Here is a 26,398-nt window from a genome sequence, read left to right as displayed (position 1 = left end):
CGAGGGGTCGTTGCAACGCCGCGGTGAGTTGATCAAGTCGCGAGCAGTTTAGCCAGACGCTCGGCTGGGGTTTCCCGGCCGAGCGTGTGCGTGGGCGGCCGTTGAGTTCGGCGGCGACGGCGTCCAGGCACGGCAGTGACTGGCGCTCGCGGGTGCAGCCACTGTTGATCACCGTGAGGTGCGTGGACTGACGATAAAGCGGCGGCCGCAGGCCACTGGAAAATCGCCGAGCGCTACCTCGCTGCCCTGGGAGACGAAGCCGCCAGGTCCGTGCAGTCGCAGGCAGCCCCGACCTCCGCATTGCCAAGGATGTAGAAGTGCCCTGGCCGCGTAGCAGTGTGCGATGCGGTTCCACTGCCCTCACTCACAGGTTTCCCTGCCTTGTTCGAGGCTGCCCAATGACCGGCCTCGCCCTGCATCTGGGGCATCTGGCCGGGGACTGCGACGTCCGAGTGGACAGCTCAGCCCTCAGTGGTGATCGGCCCCTGCTTGTCAAAGAAATGCCCCAGTGTAGAGGCCGGGATGTGCTGAGGCGTCAGTCACGCGGCGCCTCCCAACTGACCTGCGAAGATCCACAGCCGTTCCCGATTCGGAGAATAGGCGTTCCCGGGCCTCACTGAGATGGGTCTCTGACCTGCGCCTTTGTAATTTTCCTCAAGGCCCACGGAGGCGCGGAGGCGGGGATCTGTCGGAAAATGTGTCTGAAATTCTCCCGAAGGTGGGCGAATCGGTTCAGTCTGTTTCCCGGCAGTGTTGTGGTGCTCGCAGGCAACAAAGCCTGCGCCACCGCGGACAGTGTAGCGGGTGGGGATCAGGGCGCGGCTCGTCGGGCGGCTGATGGGATCCGCCGGCAGGTCAGCAGTCGGCCGGTGCAGGGCTGGAGGTCAGGCTGTGGCAGTTCTGTAGCCAGAGCTGCCACAGCCTGGTGGCGGTCGTGGGTGGGGTCAGGGGCTGCTTTGGCGGAGGGCTCGGGCGGTGGAGTTGTTCACCCAGGCGTATCCGATGTAAATGAGGAGTGCGGCGTCGGCGCCATAGACGGGAACCCGCTTATGCGGGTACGCCTGGTCGAATCGCGAGTGCTGGGATTCGCTGTCCTGCCGGAATCCTTTGAGGCGGCGGCCAGCAGGTGTGTCAGGGGCGATTTGCCTGAGATGTTCGGTCCGGTTGAATCGCGCCCTTCTTGTGGACGGGTCTTTTTCTCGGTCTTCTTTTGTTTCGTCGACGCGGATGCGAAGAGAGTGTTTGGTGTTGGCGCAGGGGATTTCGATGCGCTGGTAGAAGCGAGTGGTGTTTCCTTTTCGGCATTCCAGTTCGAGGACCGGGAGGGGTGTGTAGTGGGTTTCGCCGTTGACGGTGATGTGGCGCTCGAATACCCGCCCTGCGGCGGCGTACAGGTCGTGGCCGCGCGAGTCGTGGCCGCACGAGCCGTCTTTGTATTTCTGCAGGGGCTGGGGTTCAAGGCCGTTGTGCTGGGGCGTGAAGACGACGAGGCCTTCAGCGATGAGCGGGGCGCGGTGGACTCCGCGCAGGGCGGTGTCGTAGGTGAAGGCGCGCAGGCCGGGGGCCTTGCTCATGATGTGTTTGACGAGGCGGACTGTGGCTTTGCCTTCGTCGTCGCGGTGCGGGTCTTTGGCGCGGGCTTTGTGGCGTACGGATTCCAGGGCGAGGATGATCCTTCTGTGGGGTGAATTCGCTGTTCGTACGGCTACAGAGAGGAATTTGTTTCCGTAGACTTTCCGTCCGCCGCCCTCGGTGGTGGTGCTGGCGTCTGGGTCCACCCGGTGGAATCGCTTTTCTCCGGTCTCTTTGTCGATGAATTCCGTGTGGGTGTGGTCGGAGGGCGGGCATGCGACCGTGGCGTCGCCGTGCAGTACTGCTCGCGCTCGGGATAGATCCAGCTGCCCCGGGACTTGTTAGCCATGAGTCCGTGGTCGAGGGCCTGTTGGATCCATGCTTCCCGGCTGGCGTCGCGCACATCGGGGACGATCTTCTTGAGGTGGTGGTGGAAGAAGTAGTTCCACTGGCTTCGGGTGGGGCCGGTGGGCGGGAGGGCGTCGGCTTCCTCGGTGCTGATGAAGTCCCTGACGGCCATGCGTACGGGGTCCCACCAGAAGGCGCGGGCGAGGTGGGCTGCTGTGCCGCGGGCCGAGCCGAAGATGGAGATCGAGCAGAGGAAGATGAAGTAGACGTATGCCGGATACGCCAGCGGACGTCCCACCTTCCCCAGGGGTTGAGGCGGCAGGATCTGCTGGGCCATCGCGTAGAGGGCGGGGTTGCGGACGAGGTGCTCGAAGCGTTCGTCGATGGCCAGTGGCGGAGCCTCTGGTCCTGGCCGGGGCGGGGCGTCCGACGCCGAGCCGAGTGCGTCGTCGGGGATGGCTGCGAGGACCCAGCTCTTGCCCTCGGTGGTCTTCTTCTTGGTGCGGGCGCGGCTGTTGCGCTTGGGGGCGTTCATGAGGGCTCCCCGTCGTTGTCGGGGAGCCACCGGAGCGAGGCGAAAGAGGCGGCGCTGTCGAGTGAGGACAGGCCCAGGCGACGGGCGACTTCGGAGAGCTGGCCGGTTTCCTGGAGGGTCGCGCGGGCGACGTAGCGGGTGATGTCCTTGGGTTCGACCCTGCGCTGCGAGGTGGCCAGACCGCTGCGGCGGGCGATGTCGCCGAATCCGGAGCAGACGCTGGCCTGGGCCCGGTAGGCGGAGGATGCTCCGGTGACCAGAGGCTGCGGCATGCCGGGTGCGCCGGCGCGCAGAAGGTGGGCGCAGCGCAGGCCCAGGACATGCGCGCCCCAGTCGTCCAGGGGGCAGTTGCGTGCGCGGGTGCGTGTCGCACCGTCGGTCCACACGCCGGCGCCGGTGAGGTCGAGGTCGGTGGTGGTGGCCTTGGCGATCTCGGCGCTGTGCAGTCCGGCGAGGAGCAGGGCCAGGAGTGCGGCATGGCGGGTGTCGGGCATGCCCCGTTCTGCCTGGAAGCGCAGCTGCTGGATGTCGGCCTCGTCCAGTTGGGTGCCCGGCTTGCGGGTGCTCCGGGGAATAGGCGGCAGGTCGACGAGCGGGGCCGCTTTGGTCAGCCCCTGGGCGCGGGCCTCGTAGAACAGTGCCTCGAGTGCGGAGCGCCGCTGGCGGCGGGTGCCGGCCGCCGGGTTGAGGATGATGCCCTGGTGGCGGTCGTGTCCGGGGGCTTCGATGAACGCGAGGGCGAGCGTGCTGGTGACGTCGTCGAGCCGGGTGACGTTGTGGGCGTCGGCGAAGCGCAGGAGCCGCTCGATGATCTGGATGTAGAGCTCGACGGTTTCGATGCTCAAGTCGCCGTTGTCGGCGCGGTGTTGCCAGACATGCGCGACCAAGCGCAGCGCTGTGCTCAGCCGGACCCTAGCCATGGTGGCCTCCCGCGATGCCGGAAGGGAGGACGGTGTGGGAGTGGCGGCGCCCAAGGGGGCCGTCGGGGTGGGCGGGCGCGCTACCGTGGATGGCGCCCCACGCCTTGGTGTGTGTGGGCATGCTGAAGCCCTTTCGGTCGTGCGCGTGGCTGTGCCGCGCCGCGGTGATGGGTGGAGGCGGGGGTCCGGCGGCGCCTTCCGGCCAAGGAATCCGGCACCGCTGGGCCCGTTCTCGTATCAGTCGGTGGGCGTGCTCGAGGGGCGGCTCCTGAGTTTCGCGGCGGCGTCGGCCAGCCCGGCGAGGTGGCCGTGGAGGGTCAGCAGGTCTTCGCGGGACAGGCGGGTGAGATCTGCCAGTTGCAGCGGACGGCTCAGCAGGGCCATGAGGTCCCCGTCCTCGCCGATCCCGGAGCCTTCACCGACGGGCGTGCGCGGCTCGGGGATCACCGGGGCGGGTGTGACGGGTTCGTCGCCCGCGCTGTCCGCGGCGGCGTCGGGGGCAGATGCGGCGGCCTCGACGGCTGCAGGTGCGGGTGGGGTCTGTGGTTGCTCGTACCAGCTCATGTAGCCGTCGGGCTGCGGGATGAGCATGCCGATCTCGACCATGAGGTCCACCAGGGTGTCGACCTCGAGCCGGTACTCCTTGCCCACCTGGGCCTGGCGCATGAGTTTCGCGACGACTCCTTCGCGCAGTCCGGGCCCTTGGGCCAGGCGGGTGCGGACGGACTTGGTGAACCACTGGGAGCGCAGTGCGCCGCGCAGCGCCAGGCAGCCCTCCAACAGGCCTTCCTCCCAGGCGGGGGCCATTGCCATGGCGGCCTTGGTCGGCTGGTACATGCCGCGCCCGGGGGCCCGCTCGACGAGGCCGCAGGTGCGCCAGAACGCCATCACTAGATGAATGAGTCCGATGTTCTCAGTGGTCGAAGGCGGTCAGGGATCGTTTGATCTTGGCGCCGGTGGTCCAGTTGTGCCAGACACCTGCTGCGAGTGCGAGGAGTCGTTGGCCGGTGCGGGCGAACACTCCAGGCAGGGTTCTGCCTCCGTGTTGTTCCAGGCTGAGCTGGCCTTTGAGTGTGGCGAACACGGCCTCGATCCATTGGCGGACACGGGCGAGACGGCCGTGTCGCACGGGCTCGTCCTTCCGGTCCGGACGCACCAGATGGACGCCCAGGCTCTCGGTCAGGAACGCCTCGAACTCCCTTCCGGCGAAGCCCTTGTCGGCGAGGATCACTTGGCCGGAGCGTACGAGGTGGTGGTCGCGTTCCAGCAGTGCGGTCATCACCTCCCGTTCGCCGATCTTGGGATGGGCCAGGCACCAGGAGATGGGCATGCCTTCCGCGGTGGTCAGCAGGTAGAGCCGAAAGCCCCAGAAGAAGCGGGAATGGCTGGGGCAGTATCCGTATCCGGCGTGCCCTGCCAGTTCGGAGCGTTTGACTGTCTGGCGGGAGGCGGCGCACGGCAGTGGGGTGGAGTCGACCAGGCGCAGGTTGTCGTGCCAGGTGGGCACCTGCTGGGCCAGTGCCTGGAGCACGGCCGAGATCAGTGGGCCGGCGGCGTTCAGGCGCTTGTTGTAGGCGGATTGCTGGGGCAGGTAGCGGAAGAGGTGTCGTAGGCGGGCGTGCGCGAAGCGGATCCAGTGACGGGTAGAGGGAAAGCCGAGCAGGACCTGGGCGACGGCCAGGCACAGCAGTTCGGCGTCTGTCAGTTTCGGGGGTCGCCCGATCCGGCGACGAGGGGCCACATGGTCGTCGATGAACACGTAGAGTGCCGCCAGAAGGGCGTCTAGGTTTGTCGTCACACACGAGCCAACGGGCGCCCTTCGCCATGGTCGCGGCCAGCACAAACATCGGACTCATTCATCTAGCTGCACCTTGTCCGCGGCCACCTCGATCGAGGCCGCCAACTCCCGCGCGGAGAACAGCCCGGTCGCCCGGCACACCGCTCCGACGATCACGACCTGTTCGGATACGGGTGCCCTGCGGGTGGGCAGCGGGCGCGCCGAGGGGAGTCGGGGGCTCTGACGTGCGCTCACCTGGCACCTCCCGTACTCATGGCCGATCCCTCTGCGGCTGCGCCGCAGAGGCCCTCATAGGCGCGCGGAAACAGCTGCACACCACCATGGTGGACAAGTAGCATGCCTGGGGGAGGTGCGCATCCTGGCGGCTCCTCGGACAGACTGTCCGCATGCCTGGAGGAAACCGACGTGCGAAACCTCCCTACGAAAGCGTCATCCGCGGCCAGTGGCCTCGCGCGGAAATGGGCGCGGTAATGGGAGAACATCTGGGGGCGCAGGTCGCCCAGGCCGTGAGCCGTGCGCTCGCCGAGGCCATGGAAGAGCAGGAGATGAGCGCCAACGCCCTGGCGAAAGCCAGCGACGTCAACCGGCAGGCGATCGCGCACGTGCTGGCCGGCAAGGTGTGGCCCGACCTGCTCACCGTGGCGAGCCTCGAAGGTGCTCTCGGCGTCCCATTGTGGCCCAACCACACCGCCTGGCCGCGGGATGATCGGGGAAGGCCGTGTGATCCGGACATTTGCCCGGCCGCCGTGCCTGCGGCGACGCCCGACCCGTAGGGCGCGGTGGCTGCGTGGAGTCCATCCCGCCGGTGCCGCGGCGCGGTACCGGCCGGGGCCGGGTGGAGCAAGATCGCGATGGCGAGGAGGCCCCGATGGGGCAGTGTAAAACGGCATGCGTGTTCGACCTTTCGATCCATAGGTGAGATGAAATCGGTCGAACAGGCAACGCCGGGCGCCAAGAGGCGCTAGCGTCGCATGTGCGACCTTCACGGGCGCAGACCGCCGCTCGGCGTGGCTAGGAGGCTCCAACTCCCGTTATCCACGCCACGGCGGTCTTCTTGTGTCTAGGCCTAGTTCAGGGCAGCGGCCTCCAGTTGGCGATCTGCCGGTAGGTCAGGCGCGATCCTGCTTCGGCCGGCCGCTTGGCCAGGACACCCTTGCGGTGCAGCTCCTCCAGCCCGGAGCGGACGCGCTTCTCGCCGGCTGCGTCGGCTTCCTCGAGCGCTGTGGCGACGTCCTTGACGCTCCACTCCCGCTCGGGCTCCGTGGAGACCACCTTCATGATCGGCGCAGCCCGCACCTTGTTGATCGTGATCGTCGGTGCATCGGCGAGCAGCGCACCATCCACCGCCTGCTCCGACTGCTCGGTCACCTCAGGGGTCTCCTGGGTGGATGCGTCGTCCACCACCCGTAGGCGGGGCGGATGCGCCCACGCGTCGTAGGTCGCGAGCTGCTGCTGCATTTGGGCTTCGGCGGTGCGCAGTGTCTCCAGCGCGGACTCCATGCCCGAGCGCATCGCGGTGGCCTGCGCGATCTCTTCACGGGTCTTGACGACGGATTCCTCGAACTGGCGCAACGCCGTGCTGCGAGAGGCGATCAGCGCATCACACTCACAGATGCGGGCTTCCAACGCGCAGGCGGCCCCCAACTGCTCATCGGGGGCTGGGGCGGTCAGGCTCATGACCGACAGATTAGGGCTGCTGCAGCCTCCCGTGAGGGGCGTTCTGACACAGACGCCTGACTCGGTCAAAGTGAGGCGCAGAAGGGGGTCAGATCAGTCAACTTCCGCCAGACAACCGGGAGTTTATGCGTGATGTCCGTTATGGCGCATGCGGGGCGTCCAGAGGTGCCGCCCCTGAGGAGACGATCTGTGCCATGACATCAGGTGCTCTGCTGCTATTAGAGGGTCGATGACTCGCTGAATCTGGTTTCTAAGAGGCCGTAGAGCGACAGGCAAAGGAGCGCAACACGGGGATGGGTGGGACATGGCGTGTGACCGGACGGGCCGGGAACGGCGGTTGCGCTGAGGGGTGTCCTTGCTCAGGGCCTGCTGTCAGGCAGGGGTGCGCCTGGCCGTGTAGATGGGTCGCGGCGTGGTGGCGGGCTGCTTAGCCGATGGCGTCCAGGGTTTGCTGGGTGATGCGCTCGCTGCCGTCGAGTACCGCCTGAATCGCCGCGGAACGCACCAGGTGAGCCAGTGCTTCGACCCGGCCGCGGGTGCGCCGGTGTAGGACGCGGGACTGGGCCGCGAGCAAGCCGGGGGTATGGCGGTGCAGCCTCAGCATCCGCTCCAGGGCGTCGATCGCTTGCTCCCAGTCGTGGCCGTACGGAAGGGGAGCGGCCCGCAGGAGGGGAGGGCGTCCGAGCCCGTCGGCGGTCAGGAACGGATGCTTTTCATCCGCGGTGGCGTATACGAACACGCAGGGCAGCTGCTGTGCGAGATATCGCAGGACATCAACGGCCCTTTGCACACCCCTGGTTGAAGGTTGCAGCCGGTGGATGTCGTCAATCAGTACGGCGTCCGTGCCGAGCCGCAGCAGGGAATCGCACACCTGGTCGGACAGGTCCGCCAGCGTCGGGCGGGAGCGTGTGGGAAGTCCGAGGAACCTTGCCAGATCGCTCAGCACCGTGCGCGCCGTGGCCGCAGGGCGCAGCGATACGTAGAGGGTCGGGACGCGGTCCTCTTCCCGATCGTCCAGCCACCGGTTGAAGGTCCGGAGTTCGTAGTGCCGGCCGAAGGTGACCAAGGCCGTGGTCTTGCCGCTATGAGCAGGGCCGGACACCAACAGGGAGCGCCGGCCCACCGGCATGTGCTGGTTGCGGATCAGTAGCTGCTCCGCGCGCGCAGTTATCCTGCGTAGGAAGGGGGTTTCCAGTAGCGGAAGTTGGGCGTGATAGGCCAGCCGCGTCTTGTTGTCCCCCCCAGTCCGGCTCGTCGGCAGGGAAAGGATCATGTGTTGTCGCCGTATTCAGGTAGCGGCGCCAGCCTTCGAGCGAGGTCAAGCTGAGGTCGTGCACCGCAGGGGTGTCGACCAGGGTCATCCGGGTCGGCGGTGGCCCGGACGCGAGCGTGGTTACCGCGCTGGGGTGAGGGACTTGGCCAGGCTGTCGGCGGGACTGTATGGCTGCCCACGTGCGCCTGCTGAAGGGCTGCAGAGCGGACGCGGGAGCACGGGTGAGGGGAAGCGTGGCCCAGGAGCCGTCTCGCTCCTCGACCCATACCTGGCGGGCGTCGAATGGATCGAACCGGACCTCAATCTGGGTCCTGACCGGGTCGGCCGAGGGGCGGCCGCTTCTGAGGCGTTGCAGGGCATATCCGTCGTAGGTCCGGCCGTGCACGTGGATGCCGAGGTGAGTGACGGCCCGCCGTGTGCTCGGCAGCAGAGCCGGATAGGAGTTGGCAGACAGGGGAAGCTGGAGGACGCCGGTACGGGCAACACCTGTCATGTAGGCGGCCTGCGGGGTGGGTTCGATGCCGGGCCCGACGACCCGGAGCAGCCTCTCAGTCGGCTGCTGCTGCCAGGTCGAGGCCGCTTTGTTCGCCAGCGACTGCAGCTCGGGCAAGGTCCACTCCCGTGCGGTACCGTCGCCCGCAGCCGGTGTCTGGGGCAACTGGTCCAGGAACAATTCCCCGAACCGCCGCAGCAACATCTCGCCCGTGCCCTTTGCAGTGGGCGAGGGTCGCACCACGCTGATGCCGAGTCTGCGGCACTCCGCGAGGAAGGGGTGCGACCTATAGAGGAGACCCTGCTCGACGACGAGGTACTCGGGGACGACCGGCAACAGGGCGTCGACCACCTCGGGGGCAGCTCCTGCCCTCGCATCCGAAGATGCGGGCACTCTGGAGTCGGCCGGGTAGGCCGAGCACAACCGGGCAAGCAGTCCTTGCCCGTTCACCACACTGCGGCCGCCGTGGACGAGCACCGCGCACACCGAGTGCGTCAGCTCGTCGAAGGCGGCCGTCATGAGAGCAGGCTGAGTTTGCCCGTCGTCCTGACCCACTCCGATGGGAAGGTGCATGGTCTCAACGAGTACCCGCTGCCCCGGTCGGGTGGGTGCCGCATGGGGCATCGCCCTCGGAGGGAGCGCATCCGCCGTGGATGCAAGCTGCCCCGGGAGGGTGGCAGATTGCGCCGCAATCTTGTTGACCAGCCGGTGGAACGTCGAGCGGGACGGCAACCACACTGCCTCCGGCCCGAACCACTGCTGCTCCAGGAGCCGGGCCGTCTCCCGGCGGTAGAAGTCAGCCGATCGCCGAGGCGGCCCCGGATGCTCTGCCATGACTAAGAGCAGGGCCTCAAGCAGACGGGGATCCTGGCGGGCGCCCGGAGGCTCTGCTCGCTTGACCCTGCCGTCTATCAGCCCCTTCAGGCCGTAGCACTGATAGCGCTGGCGCTTGCGGCGCACGGTTCGCACCGATGCCCCGTCAACCCCCTGAGCCCGCAGTTCGGCGGCCTTGGCCTCCTCCCGCTCCGCTAGCGAGTAAACCCGCGGGTCATAGCAGTGCTGGGGAACCGCACGTCTGCCGGCTTCTGGCGACAGGCCGGTGACGACCTCGAGCACATGCCGCTCCCACCACCGGGCCTGCTCGAGCGCCGAGGTGGGCACCCCCTGCAGGCCGCCGCTCTCCCCGTCTTGGCAGCCCTCCGGACCGGTGACCTCGAAGCCCGGCATGTTCACCAACTGAGCGGCCCGCATGCGGATGGACTCGCCCAGAGCATTGGAGAGGTACACGCCATCGTCGCCGAACTCCAGGACGGTCCAGGCACGGTCGTTGAAGCGGACCCGGCTCCCGAGCACGAGCTGCTGTGGCCCTCGTGCCTTCAACGGGTCTTCACCCCCTCGCGACCTACGTCCCACCACGAAGGACCTCCCGCCGGACCAGCGGCTGGTCACAAGGGCGGGCAACCGGATCAGCCGACCTGTGTGAGCTTACCCACGCAGGTCGGTCGGCACGGTCCCCCCGTAAAAACAATTAAGCAATACGCATCCCGCAACGCGCCCCGGGCCGCGTTGCTCATCCGGACGTGCACCTGGCGGGACGCCGTCATCATCCCGACGCTCGGTGCCGAAGTGGCCGAGCCTTCCCGGACACGGACGGCATGGACGCCTACCGCGCTGCCGGGATGAGGGCAGCAACGATTTCGTCCACCCTCGAGTGCTACATGCTGTCCTCCGTCTCCTCGGCTGAAGGGGCGGCGGAGGGCTCAATGCTGGGCCCCGGTAATCGGGGTGCGCGCGGTCCACGGCGTCGGCGACGTGCAGGGGGACGGGGCGGCGGGTGCGTGCCTCCCCGGCCACCGACTGGTGGCACAACTATGAGGCGAGGGCGGCGAGTTGTTCCGGGCCCGGTTCCCCGCGTGGGGGACGGTGATCTGGGTGGCGGTCAAGCTGTGCCAGTCCTCGCGCTGGAGGGCCCAGTCGTCCTTGGGGAGGGTGAAACGGGTGTGGAGGCCGCCGATGCTGCCGGCCTGGCTGAAGCCTTCGTAGGTGCGAGAGGTCTGGGCGATGTACCAGCTGACGAGGCCAGTGCTGGTGGTGCGTCGGTAGAGGCGATCCTGCGGCTTGGACGGGCGTTTGAGGCTCTTCCGCGGGCTGGCGGTGTTCTCCACCGGGGCGGGCACCTCACCATAGGAGGTGTTGTTGGCGACCACGGCGACGGATCGTTGGGGGCGCAGGTCGTCGCCTGGTAGGGGCCCGCTGCCGAAGCGAATGTTTTGGAGGCCGGGCCAGATCGTGTGGCAGGCTTCTGTGTCCACGATCAAGGGGAAGCTCCACCTGAAACGTTGCCCCTCCTCATGGACGGGTACTGGGAGGGGTGGTTGCCCGACGGAGAGATCTCACGCGAGCGAAGCATGATCGCACTGCTGGGGAGATGGCCGTCACCGTACGGGCCGCAGGTGTTTGCAGGGCTTGCGCCGCAAGGAGCACTGTAGGCGCCGCGGTAGTCCGTGTGAATCTTGTGGATCTCGGAGACGAACGGGCCTCTGCGGCTCGCCATTCGGCACGACTCTGCCTGTGGCTTTGTGTCGTTGGTAGCGAGAGCAGCGCGAGCATCTGGCAGAGCGGCCTTACGTCGAAGTCGGCGCGGTTTGCGGCAGTGAAGTCACAGTGTTGTAGGGTGACTTCGCCGCCAGAATGACATATGGAGCTGCTCGGCGAAGTGACGTTCAGCCCATGTAAGGGACATTGCGTCAACATCGTTTGCCGAAAACAAAGTTCCAGTAGCCTGAAGGCATGGCGACGACGGAACCCCGCTGGCTGGACGCCGATCAGCAGCGGACATGGCGCGCCTACATGGCCGCTGTTCAGTTACTCTCTGACCATCTGGACCGGCAGCTCCAGCGGGACGCTGGGATGCCGCACACCTACTATTCCCTACTGGTCTGGCTCTTCGAAACACCGAGACGCCGCATGCGGATGACTGACCTCGCAGAACGGTCGAAAATCACCCGCAGTCGTCTTTCGCGCGCCATCTCGCGGCTCGAGAAGGACGGCTGGGTGCGGCGCGAAGACTCCCGTAGCGACCGTCGTGTTCAGATGGCGGTGCTCACCGATGAGGGCATGGCGGTCCTGAATGCCGCGGCCCCTGGTCATGCCGAGGCGGTTCGAAGCGCGCTCTTCGACCGGCTTACCGAGGAGCAAGTGTGCCAACTAGGCGAGATCATGCGAGTCGTTGCCGAGGGCCTCGCCCCGCACGACAGCGCCGAACTGCCGTGGCGCAGATGACGCTCCATCAGGCGAGTCAAGCTGGCGAGCCGAGCGTCGACCCCACCTGGGCTACCTGCAGCACAGTCCGCTGACTCGTGCTCTGTTTTTCGTGGCGCGGATCCTGGCGAACCGCCCCGGATTCGGTAGGGGCGCGCGTGTTTCCAGATCGCGGTGCCGGCACAAGAACATCTCAGCGGATGGCAAACCGGCGGATGCGGCAAGCTCGGACCTTGCCAACCCCAGCCGTCGCCAGCCTCGTTGTCCCTGACCAGAGTCTTGGGACATAGCCCTGCTCGGTCAGAAGCCGCCAGTACTTCGTCCTGGCCGAGCCATCAATGCGCAGCATTATCAAGGGTGTTGCAACAAATATCAGGACTCACGCGCCGTCAGGGGTCCAGGTTCGGCTGTCGTCGAGGTGCGAGCGCCAGGCCCGCCGAAGGTGGGTCGCATAGGCGAAGGGCGCGTGAGGGGTTTGCATCTACCCGCCGTGTGCGGCCTGTTCAGTACAGGCGGGAGGTGCCATCAGCGATGCCTTGGATGATCGCTATGTCCGCCGGGGCGCACTTGCCAGTCGGCTCTCCTGCGCATTGGGGGAACTGGACTTTCCGGCGAGACCGCTGGTGAACTTCGTGAGCAATCGAGCGAATTCGTCACGCTCTGCGTCCGTCCAATCGTCGGTCAGGGCACCGAAGTAGTCCTGGCGTACCTGGTGTGCCAGCTCCGCGAGCTCTTGGCCTTGGGCGCTGAGTTCCAGGCAGATGCGCCGACTGTCGGTCTGGGAGGCGACTCGCCTGACGTAGCCAGCTTCGACGGCCGCCGCGACCAGGCGACTAGCGCGTGAAGGGTCGACGGAGAGGCGTTCGGCGACCAATCCGACGGTGACCTGCTGCCCTGGATAGTCCGCCTCCTCCTCGAGGGCGTCGACCACGAAGCCGTGCGATGGATCGAAAGGGCGGCCGAGTCGCTCGCCCACGATCTTGCCGAGAGTCCTTCTTGTCTGGCTGCGACGAATCCGGATCATTGCCCGCTCGATCGCAGCGAGCGCGGGGCCCGTGGAGTCGTTGTCCGGAGATCTGTTCATGCTCGACATGTTAGCTCGTTGACACCTGCCTGAAGCAGTCATATGCTCAGCGCATCTAATGGAACTTCACACATATGTGCGCTGGGCAGTGTGTCCAGTTGGCAGCGGACCAACCCTGAAGGAGCTGTGATGTCCGCCGAACCGAAGACGTCGGACTCAGACGCAGAAGCGCCGCAGAAACCCGGACTCATGAGCCACCGGAACGCGGTGATCGTCTACTTCGGCCTGCTGTTCGCGATGTTGATGGCCACCTTGGATACGACCATCGTGGCCACCTCGCTCCCAACCATCGTCAGAGATCTCGGCGGCATCGACCACATCGGCTGGGTCAGCACGGTGTACATCCTTGCCTCGAGCGTGGCGACCGTGCTGGGCGGAAAGCTGGGAGACCTGCTGGGACGCAAGCTCGTCTTCATGGTCTCCGTAGTGCTCTTCCTCGCAGGATCGGCGACATGCGGCCTCGCGCAGAGCATGGACCAGCTGATCGCCTTCCGAATTCTCCAGGGTATTGGCGCTGGAGGTGTGATGGCCGCCGTATTCGCATTGGCCTTCGACCTGTTCGATCGCCGTGAACTGCCCAAATACCAGGGGTACTCGACTGCCGTGTTCGCTCTGTCCGCCGTTGCTGGGCCGATGGCGGGCGGATTCTTCACCGACCACCTGACCTGGCGGTGGGTCTTTTATGTGAACCTGCCCATTGGCGCGATCGCTCTACTCCTGGTCGGCGTATTCCTCAAGGTTTCTAGGCGTGCGGAGCGGCCGACCATTGACTACATGGGCATGTTGTTGCTGACCGGCACCCTTGTCTGTCTCGTGCTGATTACCAACTGGGCTGGCTCACGATACGCATGGGACTCCAACATCATCATCGGCCTCGCCGTTGCTGGCCTGATCTTGCTTGTCGGTTGGGTCGCCGTTGAGCGGTCCGCGAGCGAGGCGGTGATCCCGCTCAGACTGTTCCGAGACTCCACATTCGTACTGAGCAATGCACTCGCCTTCACTGCAGGCCTCAGTAGCTTCGGCTTGGTCTTCTTCCTTCCGCTGTTCCTGCAGATGGTCTCCGGTGTCACAGCAACCAACTCCGGCCTGCTGCTGCTGCCCATGATGCTGGGGCTTATGCTGACTTCCTCATTGGTCGGACGCGTCGTCTCCAAGACCGGCCGATACAAGTGGTTTCTGCCCGCCAGCATGCTGGTCCTGAGTGCCTCGTGCTATCTGCTGTCCACCATGACCGTGGACACGAGCCGTGTCGTGTCAGGTCTCTACATGTTTCTCTTGGGCATAGGTTCCGGTCTATCTCAGCAGGTCGTCATCACCGCTGTGCAGAACACTGCCCCGGGACGCGATATGGGCGCAGCGACCTCAACAGTGACTTTCAGTCGGATGCTCGGTGCATCCTTCGGGGTCTCGGTTTTCGCCACCATCCTTAACAGCCGGCTGCGCCATGAGATCGCCAGGTACGTACCCGGGGGCGCACCACGCGGGCTGGGTGAGGGGAACACGACCGTGTCCACGGGGCTGCCGGAGGTTGTGCGCGAAGGGCTGGCCCAGGCATATGCGCACTCACTAAGCCCGGTCTTCCTCACTGCTGCCCTCATCGCGGTCGTAGCCATCGTCGCTGCTCTCTTCGTGAAGGACCTCGTGGTCCAAGAGCGGAGCTGGGGATCTTAACAGCAGTCCGTCGGTCCTCTGCCGGAGAACCGACTGCCTATTGCATAGGTGCAGCGGCTACCCGTCGCGACTTGCCCCCTAACCATCTACTCGCACAGCCATAGGAGAACAACATGGAGAATGACTTTCAGCTCGATGGCCGTGGGAACGCGACCGCAGCCACGATGTTCTTGATGATCCACCACGCACTTCGGCGAGAGCTGGGGCGTTTCCCGAAGGCGCTTGACATTCTCGATCCGCTGGACGTCCAGCAAGCGGCTCTGCTAGCCGAGCACTGGCGGCTCTTCTGCTGGGTGCTGACTGACCACAGTGAGAACGAAGACAACGTTCTCTTCCCGCTGGTGCTCTCACGAGCAGCGGAACTCGCTCCAGTGCTCAAGGAGATTGAGCTTGAGCATGAAGCACTCGACGCCCAAATGGCCGCGGTCAGTGAGCACATGGAAAATCTGTCGACGCCTGCGGCGATCTCCTCGGCGCGGACGGCCAGCGCGGAGTTTGCGGTGTCCCTAGGGCGCCACCTCGATCTGGAGGAGAGGCATATCGTGCCGACCCTGGTCGAGCGTATCGAACCGAGCGAACTGGCGCCGGGAGAAGGGGAGAATGACAAGGAGGATCTCGACGAGCCGCCGATGTGGCTGGTAGTGACGTGGTCCGAGGAAGGCGTCCCTTCCGAGGTAAGCAAGGCTGTGGTCGCGGGACTCCCGCCGCACTTCCAAGCTCACATGAACCAAGTACTTCCCGAGTGGCGGGCTGAGTACCAAGATCTCATTGCCAGGATCTGGCGCGGTGTGATCTGACCACCTTGGAAAGTTCTCTGAATGCACTGTGGGCGGCGTGCCCTGGGAACAGCCCCTGCTCGTCGGTTTAGAGGGCGTGTCTGGGTGTGGCGTTGCTGAGGCTGAGAACTGCAAACCAGGAGGTCAGCCTCGAAGCTATCGAGCACCAGTGGCCGCGTCGATTGAGCGCCCCACTGGAGCGCTTCATGTGAAACTCACTTCCCTTACTGCCGAACTGTCGGCCGAGGTTCGGCCAAGCCGCGTGGAGATACCATGAATCCTACTTCGGACGCCGTTCATCACGACTCGGCGGCGAGCTCACAGGAAGAGTATCCGGGTGCCAGCATCCATTGGCCGCGATTATTCCTGGTCCTCCTGCGGGCCACTGCCCTGCTGTTTGCTGCCGGGGTGCTGTTGCAGGCGATCTTGGCTGGTGATTTCGTCACCGGCAATGTCGAGCTTCTCCAAATCCACAACGCCACCGCTCAGGTACTCGGTGTTGTATGTCTGATCGAGATAGTAGTCGCTTTTGGAGTGTGGCGCTCACGTCTCACCTCGGCGTGGCCGGCAGTCACAACGGTTCTTCTGTTGGTACTGACTGGGCTGCAGATGGCTCTTGGCCATGACCGCAACTTGCTCTACCACATCCCACTCGGTACTGCGATCTTCGGCTGCGCCATCGTGTTCGCCGTGTGGACCTTTAGGGTCCGCACAGGCCGCAGTGGGGAGGTCGGACAGTGAATCGACTGTCACGCCGTGGCTTTCTGGGCGCGGCCTCGGTGGCGACTGCCACAGTCGGGCTTGGCGCTCTGACAGCCAGGCGGCTCGGCTCGCGACCTGACGGCCCTACAGGGGCGGTGCTGACCTCAAGGCTGCCTCTGCCTCAGCCGTTTCAGGTTCCGTTGCCGCTGCCTCGGACTGCGGTCCCGGTGCGGATCGCGAATGGGGCGGACGAGTACCGAGTGGTCCAGCGGGCGGCTGAGGTCGAGATTCTGCCAGGGACCCGTACCACTGTCTGGGGCTACGACGGTACCTTTCCCGGTCCGACCTTCACAGCACGGGCCGGCCGCACCGCCAAGCTGACCGTGGTGAACACTCTGCCGGTACCGACGAGCACGCATCTGCACGGCGGCGTCACACCCCCTGGGTCCGACGGTTACCCGACCGACCTCCTCCGCCCGGTCCATGGTGGGCCGAAGGGGCCAGGGGCGATGCCGGGTATGGCCGGGGAGGCTGGGGGAATGTCCGTGCTAGGCGAGCGGACTTACACCTATCCGATGAATCAGCAGGCCGCGACACTCTGGTATCACGACCACCGTATGGACTTCACCGGCCCTCAAATCTGGCGCGGCCTGGCGGGCTTTTTCCTCGTGCAGGACGACATCGAGGGCGCTGTCCAGTTGCCACGGGGGGACCGCGATATTCCGTTGATGCTCTGCGACCGCTCCTTTGAGGCCGATGGTTCGTTCCGCTATCCGTCTCTGGACTCGACCCTCAGTCGCACACCAGGGGTAGAGCCTGGTTACACGGATGGAGTCTTGGGCGACGTCCAGCTAGTCAACGGCGCCCCGTGGCCCATTGTGGAGGTGACAGCGGCCACCTATCGGCTGCGTGTTCTCAACGCTTCAAACGCCCGACGATACCGACTCGCACTTCGCACTTCCGACGATCGCGGTCTGCCGCTGGTTCAGGTGGCCTCGGACTTGGGATTGCTGGCGAGACCGCAGGCCCTTGAGTCGATCACCGTTACTCCGGCCGAGCGCTTCGAGTTTGTGGTCGATTTCTCCCACCTCGCTCCCGGGGCCGAGGTCACAATGGTGAATACGCTTGCCTCTGGCGCCATGGGGCAGGTGTTGCGCTTCCGGGTCACCCGTCGTGCCAAGGATTTTGTGCCGATTCCGACCAGGCTCGTGCAGTTGGAGCGGCTGCAACCGAACGAAGTGGCGACGACGCGGCGCTTCGATTTCCGGATGAATGCTGACGGCATGTGGACCATCAACGGGCGACCGTTCACCCCGTCGGAAAGCTGGGCCACCCCCAAGCTGGGAACGGTGGAGCGGTGGCGCCTCACCAGCGACTTCCACCACCCGGTGCATGTGCATCTTGCTCGCTTGCAGGTGCTGTCGAGGGACGGCCGCCCTCCCCAGCCAGCGGACGCGGGGTGGAAGGACACCGTGGACGTTCGCCCCTGGGAGGTGGTGGAAGTGTTGGCACGCTTCGACGGCTACCGCGGTCGGTACATGCTCCACTGCCACAACCTCGAACACGAAGACATGGCCATGATGGCGAACTTCCAGGTCATCTGAACCCGTTCATTCGTGATGCGCCGGGGTCACTACCCGCTAGGCGGCTCAGCGGAGCCGTGCATACCGGGCGGTCGGGCCCGATGCACTTGACCACGGCCATCTCTCGACGTGGCCGACCGCAACATCCCCCGAACGCGGTGGGCCACTGACAGCAGCGCGAAAGCGCTCTGTCCCAAGGGGCCGCCTGCCGATGCCGCCGGTAGGCGGCCCTTGTGGGTTCTCCATGTGGCATCGGTGTGACTTCAGCGTTCTTCGAGCCCTGTTAGAGCCCTGCTTGAAACCCACCGGAGAGGCTCGGGAAGGACCCCCGCTGTGCACTGGTGCAAGCCAGACGGCATATCCGGAAGGGCAGGGGATCACGAACCTGAGGAGAAGGTCATGACACAGCACAAGGTGCCGGTACTGATCGTCGGTGGGGGCCTCACCGGGCTCTCCGCCGCCGTCTTCCTAGCGGAGCACGGGGTGCGGAGCATGCTGGTGGAGCGGCATCCGGACACCTCCACTCACCCCAAGGCACGTGCCATCAACCCGCGAACCATGGAGCTCTTCCGCGCGGTTGGGATGGAGGAGAGGGTGCGTGCCGGGCGTTCGCCCATTTCCGGCAACAGCGAGCTGATTCATGTCGAGTCGCTCGCTGGCCAGGAGCGCGTGCGGATGCCCAACGCATCGCCTGAGGACATCAGCCGTATCAGCCCCACCCAGTGGACCCTGATCGATCAGAACCAGCTGGAGCCCATCCTGCGGACCCGGGCGGTCGAAGTCGGCGCGGACGTGCGCTTCAACACCCGAGCCGAGGAAATTACCGAGACCTCCGACGGCGTGCTGGTGCGTACGAGGGACCTCACCACTGGCGACACCGTAGAAATTTATGCGGAGTACGTGATCGCCGCGGACGGTAGTCGCAGCCCCGTACGTGAGATGGTCGGCATCGGTGCCCACGGCCGCGGCACTCTCACCAACCTAGTCAGCATCTTTTTCGAAGCCGATCTCGAGCAGGCTCTGCGCGGGCGACGGATCATTGCGGCATACGTCAATAACCCCGAAGTGCGCGGAACGATCATCCCCATCGACAACGATCGGCGGTGGGTCATCAACGTGTCGTTCTTCCCGGACAAGGGAGAGCGGGCAGAGGACTTCACCGAAGAGCGGTGTGCCTCAGTGATCCGGGCTGCGGTCGGCGTGCCCGACTTGCCAGTGAAGGTCGAGTCCACCGACCTGCCGGCCTGGGACATCTCCGCGAGGGTCGCGGATGCATTCGTCACCCGCCGGGTTTTCATCGCCGGTGACGCCGCGCACGTGATGCCACCCACAGGGGCTTTCGGCGCGAGCACGGGAGTTCAGGACGCCTACAACCTTGCCTGGAAGCTTTCCATGGTGCTGTCAGGCGCTGCGGGGCCGGGGCTGCTGGACAGCTATGACGCCGAGCGGCGTCCCATAGCGGAGCAGACCGTTAAGCAGGCAATGCTCCGTTTCGCGGTGCGTCAAGGCAAGGAATTCGAGGAAGTAGCCTCCGAGCTACTGGATGAGGCAACCGTGACGTTCGGCTACCGTTACCAGGCCGGTGCCTTCATCCAGGAAGGCGTAAAGCCCACGGGGATTTTCGAGGATGCTGAGCAGCCGAGCGCTCAGCCAGGAGCGCGTGCACCCCACGTGGTCATCGATGGCCCGGATGGCCAACTGACCACGATCGACCTGTTCGGAAAGGGCTTCACTCTACTCGCCGACTCCACGGCGGGTCCGTGGGCTGAGGCGATGGCCAGTTCTGCGGCGCGGCTTGGCCTCCCGCCTCTGGAAGTACATGTGATCGGCCCTGGTGCACGGTTCAATGACCAGGACGGAGAGTTCCGCCGGCGCTACGGTTTGCCAGAGGGGGGGGCGGTGCTAGTCCGGCCGGACGGATTCGTGTGCTGGCGGACCGGAGGCGAGCACGGGCTGGCGTTGACCGAGGCAATCCGCAGGATACTGGCCCACGACTAATCGAACTCCTTCCAGGGCCGGGTCATCCTGTTCCTGGAAGGCAAGAAAGGCCATGGGTCCCGGTCCGCTACATGAACCGGGACCCACTGCTGCTGCGGGACTAATCGTGCGTGCGTGACAGCAAGCGGTCGAAGACGCTAGTGAGGACCTCGACAGCGTCATCCGGGAGGATCGCCGTACGCCAGGCAATAAAGCCATCAGGGCGTATGAGCGCAGCACCGGATGCCCCGATTCCATACTGCGTGGTGAACTTCTCGACTGTTTTGGACGACTCGGCCGATCCGACTAGGTGGAAGGAGAGAGGGAGCCCAGTATCGATGCGGACGATGTCGGCGGCTCGCTTCCACGCCCCGCCGTCCGGCCCGGCCAAAAGCCAGAAGCCGCCTCGCATCAGGTCGTGTAGCGCAACGACTTGGCCCTCCGGGCAGAGCATCAGATGCGGAGCGCGGGTGCCAGGGCGTCCTGAGGGAAGAGCGGGGTCTTCGACCGGTGCGAGGCTGTCGGGGCCTGGTTCAGCAAGCACCGCATTCGACCGGTAGAGGTGGCCGAACAGTACCGTCGTCTCCGGCTGGTGGTGTGATGCACGATCCTGATCCAGTCCATTGCGTTGCAGGTAACGGATGATGCCCTGCTCCACAGTGAACTCGGCAATCGGGACCCGCTCCGTTTCGTAGCTTTCCAGCAGTTCGGGTCCGGCCTGCCCGCGGAGCACCAAGGCCAACTTCCAGGCCAGGTTGTGGGCATCCTGCACTCCCATGTTGCCGCCGAAACCACCCGTGGGCGGCATGACATGGGCGCAGTCACCAGCCAGCAGCACCCGACCGGACCGGAACCGGTCAGCGACTGATGCGGCGATTTCCCAACTTGTCGAGGACTCCACCTCGACAGCCAGATCGGGCACACCAACCGCAGCACGAACCAGCGCCACACATTCGTCTGTGCTGTACTCCTCGTGGCTTTCCTCCGGCATCAGGCTGGGCGCCAGTACCCATCGATGGGACTCCGAGCTGCCTGCCCTGCCCAGGACACCTTTGATCGCTGGGTTGTTGACGAAGCACAGAAAGAACTTCCGGCCTGCGACGTATGGATCAAGATTCGCTCGGAAGATCACGCTCATCTGGCGACCGAAGACGCCCTGCCCATGGGCGCCAATGCCCAATTCCTTGCGGATCTGGGCCCGGGAGCCGTCGGCGGCCACAACGTACTGGGCTCGGACGGCATGCTGTGAGCCGTCCTTGAGGTTCCGCAGCACTGCGGTGACACCTTCGGCATCCTGCTCGTGGGAGACCAGCTCCGTGGAAAAGCGGATCTCCGCTCCGAGTTCCCGTGCACGCTCCAGCAGGATCGGCTCCAGGCGGTCCTGCCCGATCAGCGTCGAGCCTGTGACCGCCACATCATCGGGATCATTCCGGAACAGTCCTTCGAACCAGCCGAGTTCCGAACCAACGAGGGAGTCGACCTGCAGGATTTCGCCATACTGCGCATGCGGCGTCTCGCGAGCGCGGATCGCCTCCTCCAGGCCAAGCGCCCGCATGATTTCCATGGTCCGGCGGTTGGCAACTTGGGCGCGGGGGTGTGCTGACACCTCAGAGTGCCGTTCCACCAGAATCGGGCGGATACCTTGCTCGGCCAAGAACAGCGCCTGCGCCAGGCCCACCATGCTGCCGCCCACGATCAGTACGTCGGTTGTCTCATCAGTCATTCCCGCTCCTTCGATGTTGTTCATCCAGAGCGATGACACACTTCAGCGCTCGAAGCAGCCTGGGGTGACGACGGTGGACCCTGTGTCTGCACTCAGACGGATTCGATTGATGCACCACCTGCTCGCGTGAAGCTCGGAGTTGTGGTTCCAGATTGAGAACTGAGCGGAGGAAAGCATTGTGCAGGCAGTGATGGAGGCGACACTAAGGGTGTTGGCTCTTGTCGGAACAGGCATCGTCGCAGGTGTGCTGTTCGCCGTTGCGATCAGCGTGATGCCCGCGCTGATTGCGATGACCCCGGATCGGTATGTAGTCACCCATAAGTTGCTTGGTCGGCGCTACGACCGGATCATGCCTTTCATCGTCAGTGGCTCCGCATTGATCGACCTGGTCTCCTCGGTCCGGAGTTCGGGCACCCCCCGGGTGGTCTTTGCGGCAGCAGCGGTGTGTTTGGTAGGCGTGGCCGTGGTGTCGCAATCCAAGAATGTACCGATCAACCGCCGGGTCAAGCAGACCGATCCGAAGGATCTCGGGCCGGACTGGCAGGATCCACGGATTCAGTGGCGCAACTGGCACCTGATGCGGACCTGTTTTGCTGTCATCGGTTGCATCTTGACCGCCATCGCGGTGGTGGTGTCGTGAAACCCGTCATCGAGCGCGCTCTCCCCGACAGCGCAGAGCGCAAGACGGCCAACGCGCAGATGTGCGAGCTTCTCTCCCGACCAGATCCCGGACCGATCGCGGAGCACCTCGCACTGCTGCATTTCACCGGCCGTCGCACCGGCCACCCGTACATCGTCCCTGCCGGGGTCCATCGCCTGGGCCAGAAGCTCGTAGTGGCTACCGGCAGCCCGTGGCGCTACAACTTCGCGGGCGGCGCCAACGGCGAGTTGACCTGGCGCGGCCTGCGGCGGCCGGTGCGCTTCATGCTGGTGCCGGACCTCGAGACCACAGCACAGGGGTACGTGGAGCTCTACCGGCGCTATGGCGCAGCGGCGCAGCGTCGCCTTGGGATCACTGTCGACCACGGGTCCGAGCCGGGCTTCACCGACTTCAGTGATGCGGTAGCCCGCTGCGGCCTGTCACTGGTGGAAGTGCTGTCTCGGGACCCCGAGTGCCTGAAGGCAACTCCATCGACAAACACTGTGCCCGACGAAAGGGAACTGGCATGAGCGGAATAGCTGGTTGGGTGGACTTCGAGCGGGATCTTTCACATGAAACCGGAACGGTCCGCCACATGGCAGCCACGCTGGCCCACCGCGGACCTGACGGTGCGGCGGAATGGGCTGATGGACCAGCAGCTCTGGCTCACAGGCGCCTCGCACTGATCGATCTGGAGCACGGACAGCAGCCAGTCGTCTTTGTGGGCGACAACGGACCGATAGCGGTGGCAACCCTGGACGGGGCCATCACCAACCACCTTGAACTGCGGGACCAGCTGGTGGCACGAGGCCATCGGTTCACCGGACGTTCGGACGCGGAGGTGACGCTGCATGCCTATGTGGAGTGGGGGTCCGAGTTCCTCTCCCATCTCGAAGGATTGTTCGCTCTGGCTGTATGGGATGTCCGGAGGCAGGAGCTGCTTCTGGCGCGGGACAGGCTTGGCGTCAAGCCGCTGTCCTACTTCCTGACAGGATCCGGTGTGCTGTTCGGCTCGGAGCCCAAGGCACTGCTCGCCCATCCGGCGGTCGATCCGGTGGTGGACGCCGATGGGCTGCGTGAGCTGTTCGCCCACAGCCGCAAGCCGGGCACGAGCGTGTTCCGTGGTATCCGGGAAGTGCTGCCGGGGCACCTGCTTTCCATACGTCGGTCGGGCAGCAGTCAGTCGCGGTACTGGTCGCTGCCTGCCCGACCGCACACGGACGGCCTCAGCGAAACCGTCGCCACGGTGCGCCGGCTCTTGGCGAACTCCGTAGCCGCCCACCTGCGCGCGGACGTGGCAGTCGGAGCAATGCTTTCCGGAGGAATCGACTCGAGCGCACTCACGGCACTCGCTCAGCAGGCACAGGCACAGGGACTGCATCCAGGATCGTTGCGGAGCTTCTCGGTCAACTTTTCTGGGTACACGGAGAACTTTGAACCGCACCCTACGATGCGGGCCACGCCGGACGCGCCGTACGCCGAGCTTGCGGCTCGCCATATCGGCACCGAGCACACAGAGATCCTGCTTGATACAGCGCTGCTCGCCGATCACGAGGCACACGCGGCAGCCTTGCGTAGTCAGGATGCACCGTCTCCACTGGGAGACATGGACGCCTCCTTGCTGCTTTTCTTCAAGGCGCTCCGCCGTTCGGGGATCACGGCGGTGCTTTCCGGTGAGACAGCGGACGAGGTGTTCAATGGCTATTTCTGGGCCTACGACCCGCAGCACAGCAACTCCGAGACCTTCCCATGGGTCTCCTTCGAGCGGGGGCACAATGCTGCGGCTGGCGGTCTCGGCTGCTCGCTTGTGGACCTCTCGCTCCGCAGGGAGCTCGACTTCATGGATTACGCAGATCAGCACTACCGCGACGCGCTCGCTGAGGTGCCGCACGTTGTGGGTGAGAGTCCGGAGGAGCGACGGGCCCGTGAGGTGACCTACCTTGCTCTGACCCGCTGGGCTCCCACCCACTTGGACCGGGCGGACCGGATGAGCATGGCGCACGGTGTCCAGCTCCGGCCGCCGTTCTGTGATCGGGCTTTGGTCGAATACGTCTATAACGTGCCGGCCGGGATGAAGCGGGTGGACGGGCAGGAGAAGAGTCTGCTGCGGGCCGCGGTCGGGGATCTGCTCCCCGAGCCCGTACTCAACCGGCGCAAGAGCGCATACCCGACCACGCAAGAGGCGGCGTACGGGGACTTCGTGCGATCGCGCTTCACCGAGTTGGCAACGGACCCCGGCTCGGCCATCACCTCACTGCTGGACGTCGAGGCGACCAAGGCGGTGTTGTCCGCCGAGGGTGCACCCAGCGGCGCCTTCGCCTGGGTGGAGCGAGCGAGCATGGAGATGATGATCCAGCTCGAGACCTGGATCACCGAGTATCACGTCGATCTGCGGCTCTGAACTGCGGGGAGTAGGAGGGCGGCCCGGTCTCGCATGCGGCGAGCCGGCCGTCCGACTCCAATCCTTGCGGACAGTCAATGGTGTAGCGGCCGGTTCCAAACACAGGCCAGCGTTGATCAACGAGGAGGAGTAGCTCCTTCAAGACCTGGGATAAGCCGCCATGGCTGCTTATCTGGCTTCAGATTGCAGAGGACGCGCGCGGTCGAAGGGCGCGGTCGCCACGGGGGTGGAGCGACGACCGAGGCCACGGCTGGCAGTTGCGCCCCCCTGCCAGCCCGCAGCGCTGGAAGGCCGCCCTAACCGACGTCTGCCTTCTTCTCCGCCTTCGATTCGTCAACCGCAAGCGCGGTGTCCGGGCAGCCAAGGTGGCTGAGCGCGTAGCCGCGCACCTCGCACAGTCGGCTGGCTCATGTTCCCCGCCGAGCCTTCAGCAGCCACTGCAGCCGCTCAGCCAGCGCCCATGCCGATCTTCTTCGGCAGGTCTTCCATTGGGCCGACCCAGCGGCGCGAAGCGCTCACCAGGGACCCCGCCTTAGAGGGCGGTTCGTGAGTCTTTGGGTGGCTCTGTCGTCGCCTGATGGTGTGGGCACGGGCGGAATCTGCCGGTCCGCAGCCGGTGATCTGCTGGTGTGGCGGAGTGAGTGAACGCAAGCCGTACCCAAGTGACTTATCGGACGAGCAGTGGTCGCTGATCGAGCCGGTGATCGCCGGGTGGAAGGACCGGCACCGTTCGGTCAGCGGCCACCAGGGCGCCTATGCGATGCGGGAGATCGTGAACGCCATCCTCTACCAGGGCCGGACCGGGTGTCAGTGGGCCTACCTGCCGCACGATCTGCCGCCGAAGAGCGCGACGTACTACTACTTCGCGGCTTGGCGGGACGACGGTACCGACCAGGTCATCCACGAGCTCCTGCGCTGCCAGGTCCGTGAGCGGGCCCGGCGATTAGAGGACCCGACCCTGGTGGTGCTGGACACCCAGAGTGTCCATGCGGCCGCCGGGGTCCCCGCCACGACGACCGGCCGGGATCCGGCGAAGAAGGTGCCGGGCCGCAAGCGGGGCCTGGCCGTCGACGTGCTCGGGCTGGTCATCGCCGTCATCGTGCTGGCCGCGAGCACCCACGACAACGCCGCGGGCATCGCACTGCTGGAGCAGGTCGCCGAGCACGCCGGCGGCACCGTCCGCAAGGCCCTGGTCTACCAAGGCTTCAAAAACCAGGTCGTCGCGCATGGAGCCGGCCTGGGCATCGACGTCGAGATCGTCGAACGCAACCCGCAGGATGCGGGGTTCGTTCCGCTGCCCAAGCGGTGGAGGGTCGAGCAGACCTACGGGATCCTGATACTGCACCGGCGTCTGGTCCGCGACTACGAGCACCGCCCCTCCTCCTCCGCCTCCCGCGTCTACTGGGCGATGAGCCATGTCATGGCCCGCCGCCTGACCGGTGCGAACACCCCCACCTGGCGCGAGGCGGTGACAGTGTGAACGTCGAGCCCCTGCTCGACGCGCTTGGCCTCCAGGAGGATGCCGCCCGGGCCCTGGCCGACGGTCTCCGCACCCAGATCACGGAATTGCAGGGGCGATTGCACGAGGCTGAGACCCACCTCGAGCACCTGGCGATCACCCGGAAGACCGTCACCGCCCTCGCCGACCGGCTTCCCGCCCAGGCCACCTCACCCGAACTGCCCGATCACCCGGACTATCCCCACATCCTCGCCGTCTTCAACCAGGCCAGTGGCCCGCTGCGGGCCCGCGATGTCTGCGAAGCCCTCGACCACGAACTGCTGCCAAAGAACATCGAAGGCACTCGCGCCAAGCTGAAACGCCTGGTCAAGCTCGGCATCCTGACCGAGATCGATACCGGCAACTTCGCCAGGAAGCTGTAACCGACGAAGGCCCGCGACCAGCAGCCATGCCCCAACCTCACCTCGAAACGGACCTCAACTCACGAACCGCCCTCTTAGAACGC

The 26,398-nt window shown here is 65.4% G+C and carries 24 protein-coding genes; 12 read left to right on the top strand and 12 right to left on the bottom strand.

The genetic code is table 11. From position 1 onward, the window contains the following. Positions 1 to 944 precede the first annotated feature (944 nt). From RZ84_RS36615 to RZ84_RS38960, 6 genes are all read right to left on the bottom strand, one after another. On the bottom strand, positions 945 to 1,778 hold the full coding sequence (locus RZ84_RS36615; RefSeq protein ID WP_241777719.1) for a hypothetical protein: 834 nt from the start codon (positions 1,776 to 1,778) through the stop codon (positions 945 to 947). After that, positions 1,706 to 2,455, bottom strand: a complete 750-nt coding sequence (locus RZ84_RS41115) for a hypothetical protein (RefSeq protein ID WP_043264793.1) — start codon at positions 2,453 to 2,455, stop codon at positions 1,706 to 1,708. Before RZ84_RS41115 ends, RZ84_RS36615 begins: the two co-directional genes overlap by 73 nt. After that, on the bottom strand, positions 2,452 to 3,375 hold the full coding sequence (locus RZ84_RS15290; protein WP_043264792.1) for a hypothetical protein: 924 nt from the start codon (positions 3,373 to 3,375) through the stop codon (positions 2,452 to 2,454). Before RZ84_RS15290 ends, RZ84_RS41115 begins: the two co-directional genes overlap by 4 nt. Before the next feature lie 237 nt (positions 3,376 to 3,612). Then, positions 3,613 to 4,263 carry a hypothetical protein gene (locus RZ84_RS15285; protein WP_043264791.1) on the bottom strand — a complete coding sequence of 217 codons (651 nt, stop codon included), beginning with the start codon at positions 4,261 to 4,263 and terminating at the stop codon, positions 3,613 to 3,615. A 25-nt stretch (positions 4,264 to 4,288) separates the two neighbouring features. After that, complete coding sequence (locus tag RZ84_RS15280; RefSeq protein WP_043262718.1) at positions 4,289 to 5,173, bottom strand: IS982 family transposase; 885 nt, start codon at positions 5,171 to 5,173, stop codon at positions 4,289 to 4,291. A gap of 54 nt (positions 5,174 to 5,227) precedes the next feature. Then, on the bottom strand, positions 5,228 to 5,407 hold the full coding sequence (locus tag RZ84_RS38960; RefSeq protein WP_157878830.1) for a hypothetical protein: 180 nt from the start codon (positions 5,405 to 5,407) through the stop codon (positions 5,228 to 5,230). 152 nt (positions 5,408 to 5,559) lie between these two features. Between RZ84_RS38960 and RZ84_RS15275 the strand changes: the two genes are divergently transcribed. Continuing rightward, the gene (locus tag RZ84_RS15275) at positions 5,560 to 5,946 is read left to right on the top strand and encodes a helix-turn-helix domain-containing protein (RefSeq protein ID WP_063772679.1); all 387 of its coding nucleotides are present in this window, start codon (positions 5,560 to 5,562) and stop codon (positions 5,944 to 5,946) included. A gap of 298 nt (positions 5,947 to 6,244) precedes the next feature. Here the strand turns inward: RZ84_RS15275 and RZ84_RS15270 are convergent, their stop codons facing one another. The 4 genes from RZ84_RS15270 to RZ84_RS15260 form a co-directional block, all read right to left on the bottom strand. Further along, the gene (locus RZ84_RS15270; protein ID WP_157878829.1) at positions 6,245 to 6,850 is read right to left on the bottom strand and encodes a hypothetical protein; all 606 of its coding nucleotides are present in this window, start codon (positions 6,848 to 6,850) and stop codon (positions 6,245 to 6,247) included. 427 nt (positions 6,851 to 7,277) lie between these two features. Next, entirely contained in the window at positions 7,278 to 7,994 is a 717-nt protein-coding gene (locus RZ84_RS15265) for an ATP-binding protein (RefSeq protein ID WP_347232807.1), read from the bottom strand. After that, positions 7,933 to 9,996 (bottom strand): Mu transposase C-terminal domain-containing protein, encoded by a 2,064-nt coding sequence (locus RZ84_RS36610; RefSeq protein ID WP_157878828.1) that lies wholly within the window; start codon positions 9,994 to 9,996, stop codon positions 7,933 to 7,935. The genes RZ84_RS15265 and RZ84_RS36610 overlap by 62 nt, the downstream gene beginning before the upstream one ends. Before the next feature lie 380 nt (positions 9,997 to 10,376). Next, positions 10,377 to 10,928 (bottom strand): RNaseH domain-containing protein, encoded by a 552-nt coding sequence (locus RZ84_RS15260; protein WP_241778059.1) that lies wholly within the window; start codon positions 10,926 to 10,928, stop codon positions 10,377 to 10,379. 478 nt (positions 10,929 to 11,406) lie between these two features. Between RZ84_RS15260 and RZ84_RS15255 the strand changes: the two genes are divergently transcribed. Beyond that, the gene (locus tag RZ84_RS15255; RefSeq protein ID WP_043264788.1) at positions 11,407 to 11,898 is read left to right on the top strand and encodes a MarR family winged helix-turn-helix transcriptional regulator; all 492 of its coding nucleotides are present in this window, start codon (positions 11,407 to 11,409) and stop codon (positions 11,896 to 11,898) included. Positions 11,899 to 12,424: 526 nt separating this feature from the next. On the opposite strand, the gene RZ84_RS15250 is transcribed toward RZ84_RS15255, so the two are convergent. Continuing rightward, positions 12,425 to 12,961: a MarR family winged helix-turn-helix transcriptional regulator gene (locus RZ84_RS15250; RefSeq protein ID WP_241777717.1), complete on the bottom strand. Its 537-nt coding sequence runs from the start codon at positions 12,959 to 12,961 to the stop codon at positions 12,425 to 12,427. Between the two features lie 129 nt (positions 12,962 to 13,090). Here RZ84_RS15250 and RZ84_RS15245 point away from each other — a divergent pair, with 129 nt between their 5' ends. From RZ84_RS15245 to RZ84_RS15225, 5 genes are all read left to right on the top strand, one after another. Beyond that, on the top strand, positions 13,091 to 14,632 hold the full coding sequence (locus RZ84_RS15245; RefSeq protein WP_043269954.1) for an MDR family MFS transporter: 1,542 nt from the start codon (positions 13,091 to 13,093) through the stop codon (positions 14,630 to 14,632). Between the two features lie 113 nt (positions 14,633 to 14,745). Beyond that, the gene (locus RZ84_RS15240; protein WP_043264787.1) at positions 14,746 to 15,429 is read left to right on the top strand and encodes a hemerythrin domain-containing protein; all 684 of its coding nucleotides are present in this window, start codon (positions 14,746 to 14,748) and stop codon (positions 15,427 to 15,429) included. Between the two features lie 252 nt (positions 15,430 to 15,681). Beyond that, entirely contained in the window at positions 15,682 to 16,149 is a 468-nt protein-coding gene (locus tag RZ84_RS15235; protein WP_052229950.1) for a hypothetical protein, read from the top strand. Beyond that, entirely contained in the window at positions 16,146 to 17,714 is a 1,569-nt protein-coding gene (locus RZ84_RS15230) for a multicopper oxidase domain-containing protein (RefSeq protein WP_043264786.1), read from the top strand. The genes RZ84_RS15235 and RZ84_RS15230 overlap by 4 nt, the downstream gene beginning before the upstream one ends. 378 nt (positions 17,715 to 18,092) lie before the next feature. Further along, complete coding sequence (locus RZ84_RS15225; RefSeq protein WP_043264785.1) at positions 18,093 to 19,691, top strand: FAD-dependent monooxygenase; 1,599 nt, start codon at positions 18,093 to 18,095, stop codon at positions 19,689 to 19,691. A gap of 100 nt (positions 19,692 to 19,791) precedes the next feature. Here the strand turns inward: RZ84_RS15225 and RZ84_RS15220 are convergent, their stop codons facing one another. Further along, complete coding sequence (locus tag RZ84_RS15220) at positions 19,792 to 21,393, bottom strand: FAD-dependent monooxygenase (RefSeq protein WP_043264784.1); 1,602 nt, start codon at positions 21,391 to 21,393, stop codon at positions 19,792 to 19,794. Positions 21,394 to 21,571: 178 nt separating this feature from the next. Here RZ84_RS15220 and RZ84_RS15215 point away from each other — a divergent pair, with 178 nt between their 5' ends. From RZ84_RS15215 to RZ84_RS15195, 5 genes are all read left to right on the top strand, one after another. Further along, the gene (locus RZ84_RS15215) at positions 21,572 to 22,033 is read left to right on the top strand and encodes an anthrone oxygenase family protein (RefSeq protein ID WP_347232758.1); all 462 of its coding nucleotides are present in this window, start codon (positions 21,572 to 21,574) and stop codon (positions 22,031 to 22,033) included. Beyond that, a complete protein-coding gene (locus RZ84_RS35040) occupies positions 22,030 to 22,563 on the top strand; it encodes a PNPOx family protein (protein ID WP_052229949.1) in 534 nt (177 codons plus the stop codon). The genes RZ84_RS15215 and RZ84_RS35040 overlap by 4 nt, the downstream gene beginning before the upstream one ends. Beyond that, a complete protein-coding gene (asnB, locus tag RZ84_RS15205) occupies positions 22,560 to 24,434 on the top strand; it encodes an asparagine synthase (glutamine-hydrolyzing) (RefSeq protein WP_043264783.1) in 1,875 nt (624 codons plus the stop codon). The genes RZ84_RS35040 and asnB overlap by 4 nt, the downstream gene beginning before the upstream one ends. A 637-nt stretch (positions 24,435 to 25,071) precedes the next feature. Beyond that, on the top strand, positions 25,072 to 25,914 hold the full coding sequence (locus tag RZ84_RS15200; RefSeq protein WP_043262603.1) for an IS5 family transposase: 843 nt from the start codon (positions 25,072 to 25,074) through the stop codon (positions 25,912 to 25,914). Next, positions 25,911 to 26,315, top strand: coding sequence for a hypothetical protein (locus RZ84_RS15195; protein ID WP_043262602.1), 405 nt, complete (start codon positions 25,911 to 25,913; stop codon positions 26,313 to 26,315). The genes RZ84_RS15200 and RZ84_RS15195 overlap by 4 nt, the downstream gene beginning before the upstream one ends. Positions 26,316 to 26,398 lie beyond the last annotated feature (83 nt).

It is taken from the genome of Streptomyces sp. CT34 (assembly GCF_000805335.1).
In the GTDB taxonomy this organism is placed as follows: domain Bacteria; phylum Actinomycetota; class Actinomycetes; order Streptomycetales; family Streptomycetaceae; genus Streptomyces.
Note: the sequence above shows the minus strand (reverse complement) of the source record. Positions and strands in the feature narration are given on the sequence as shown.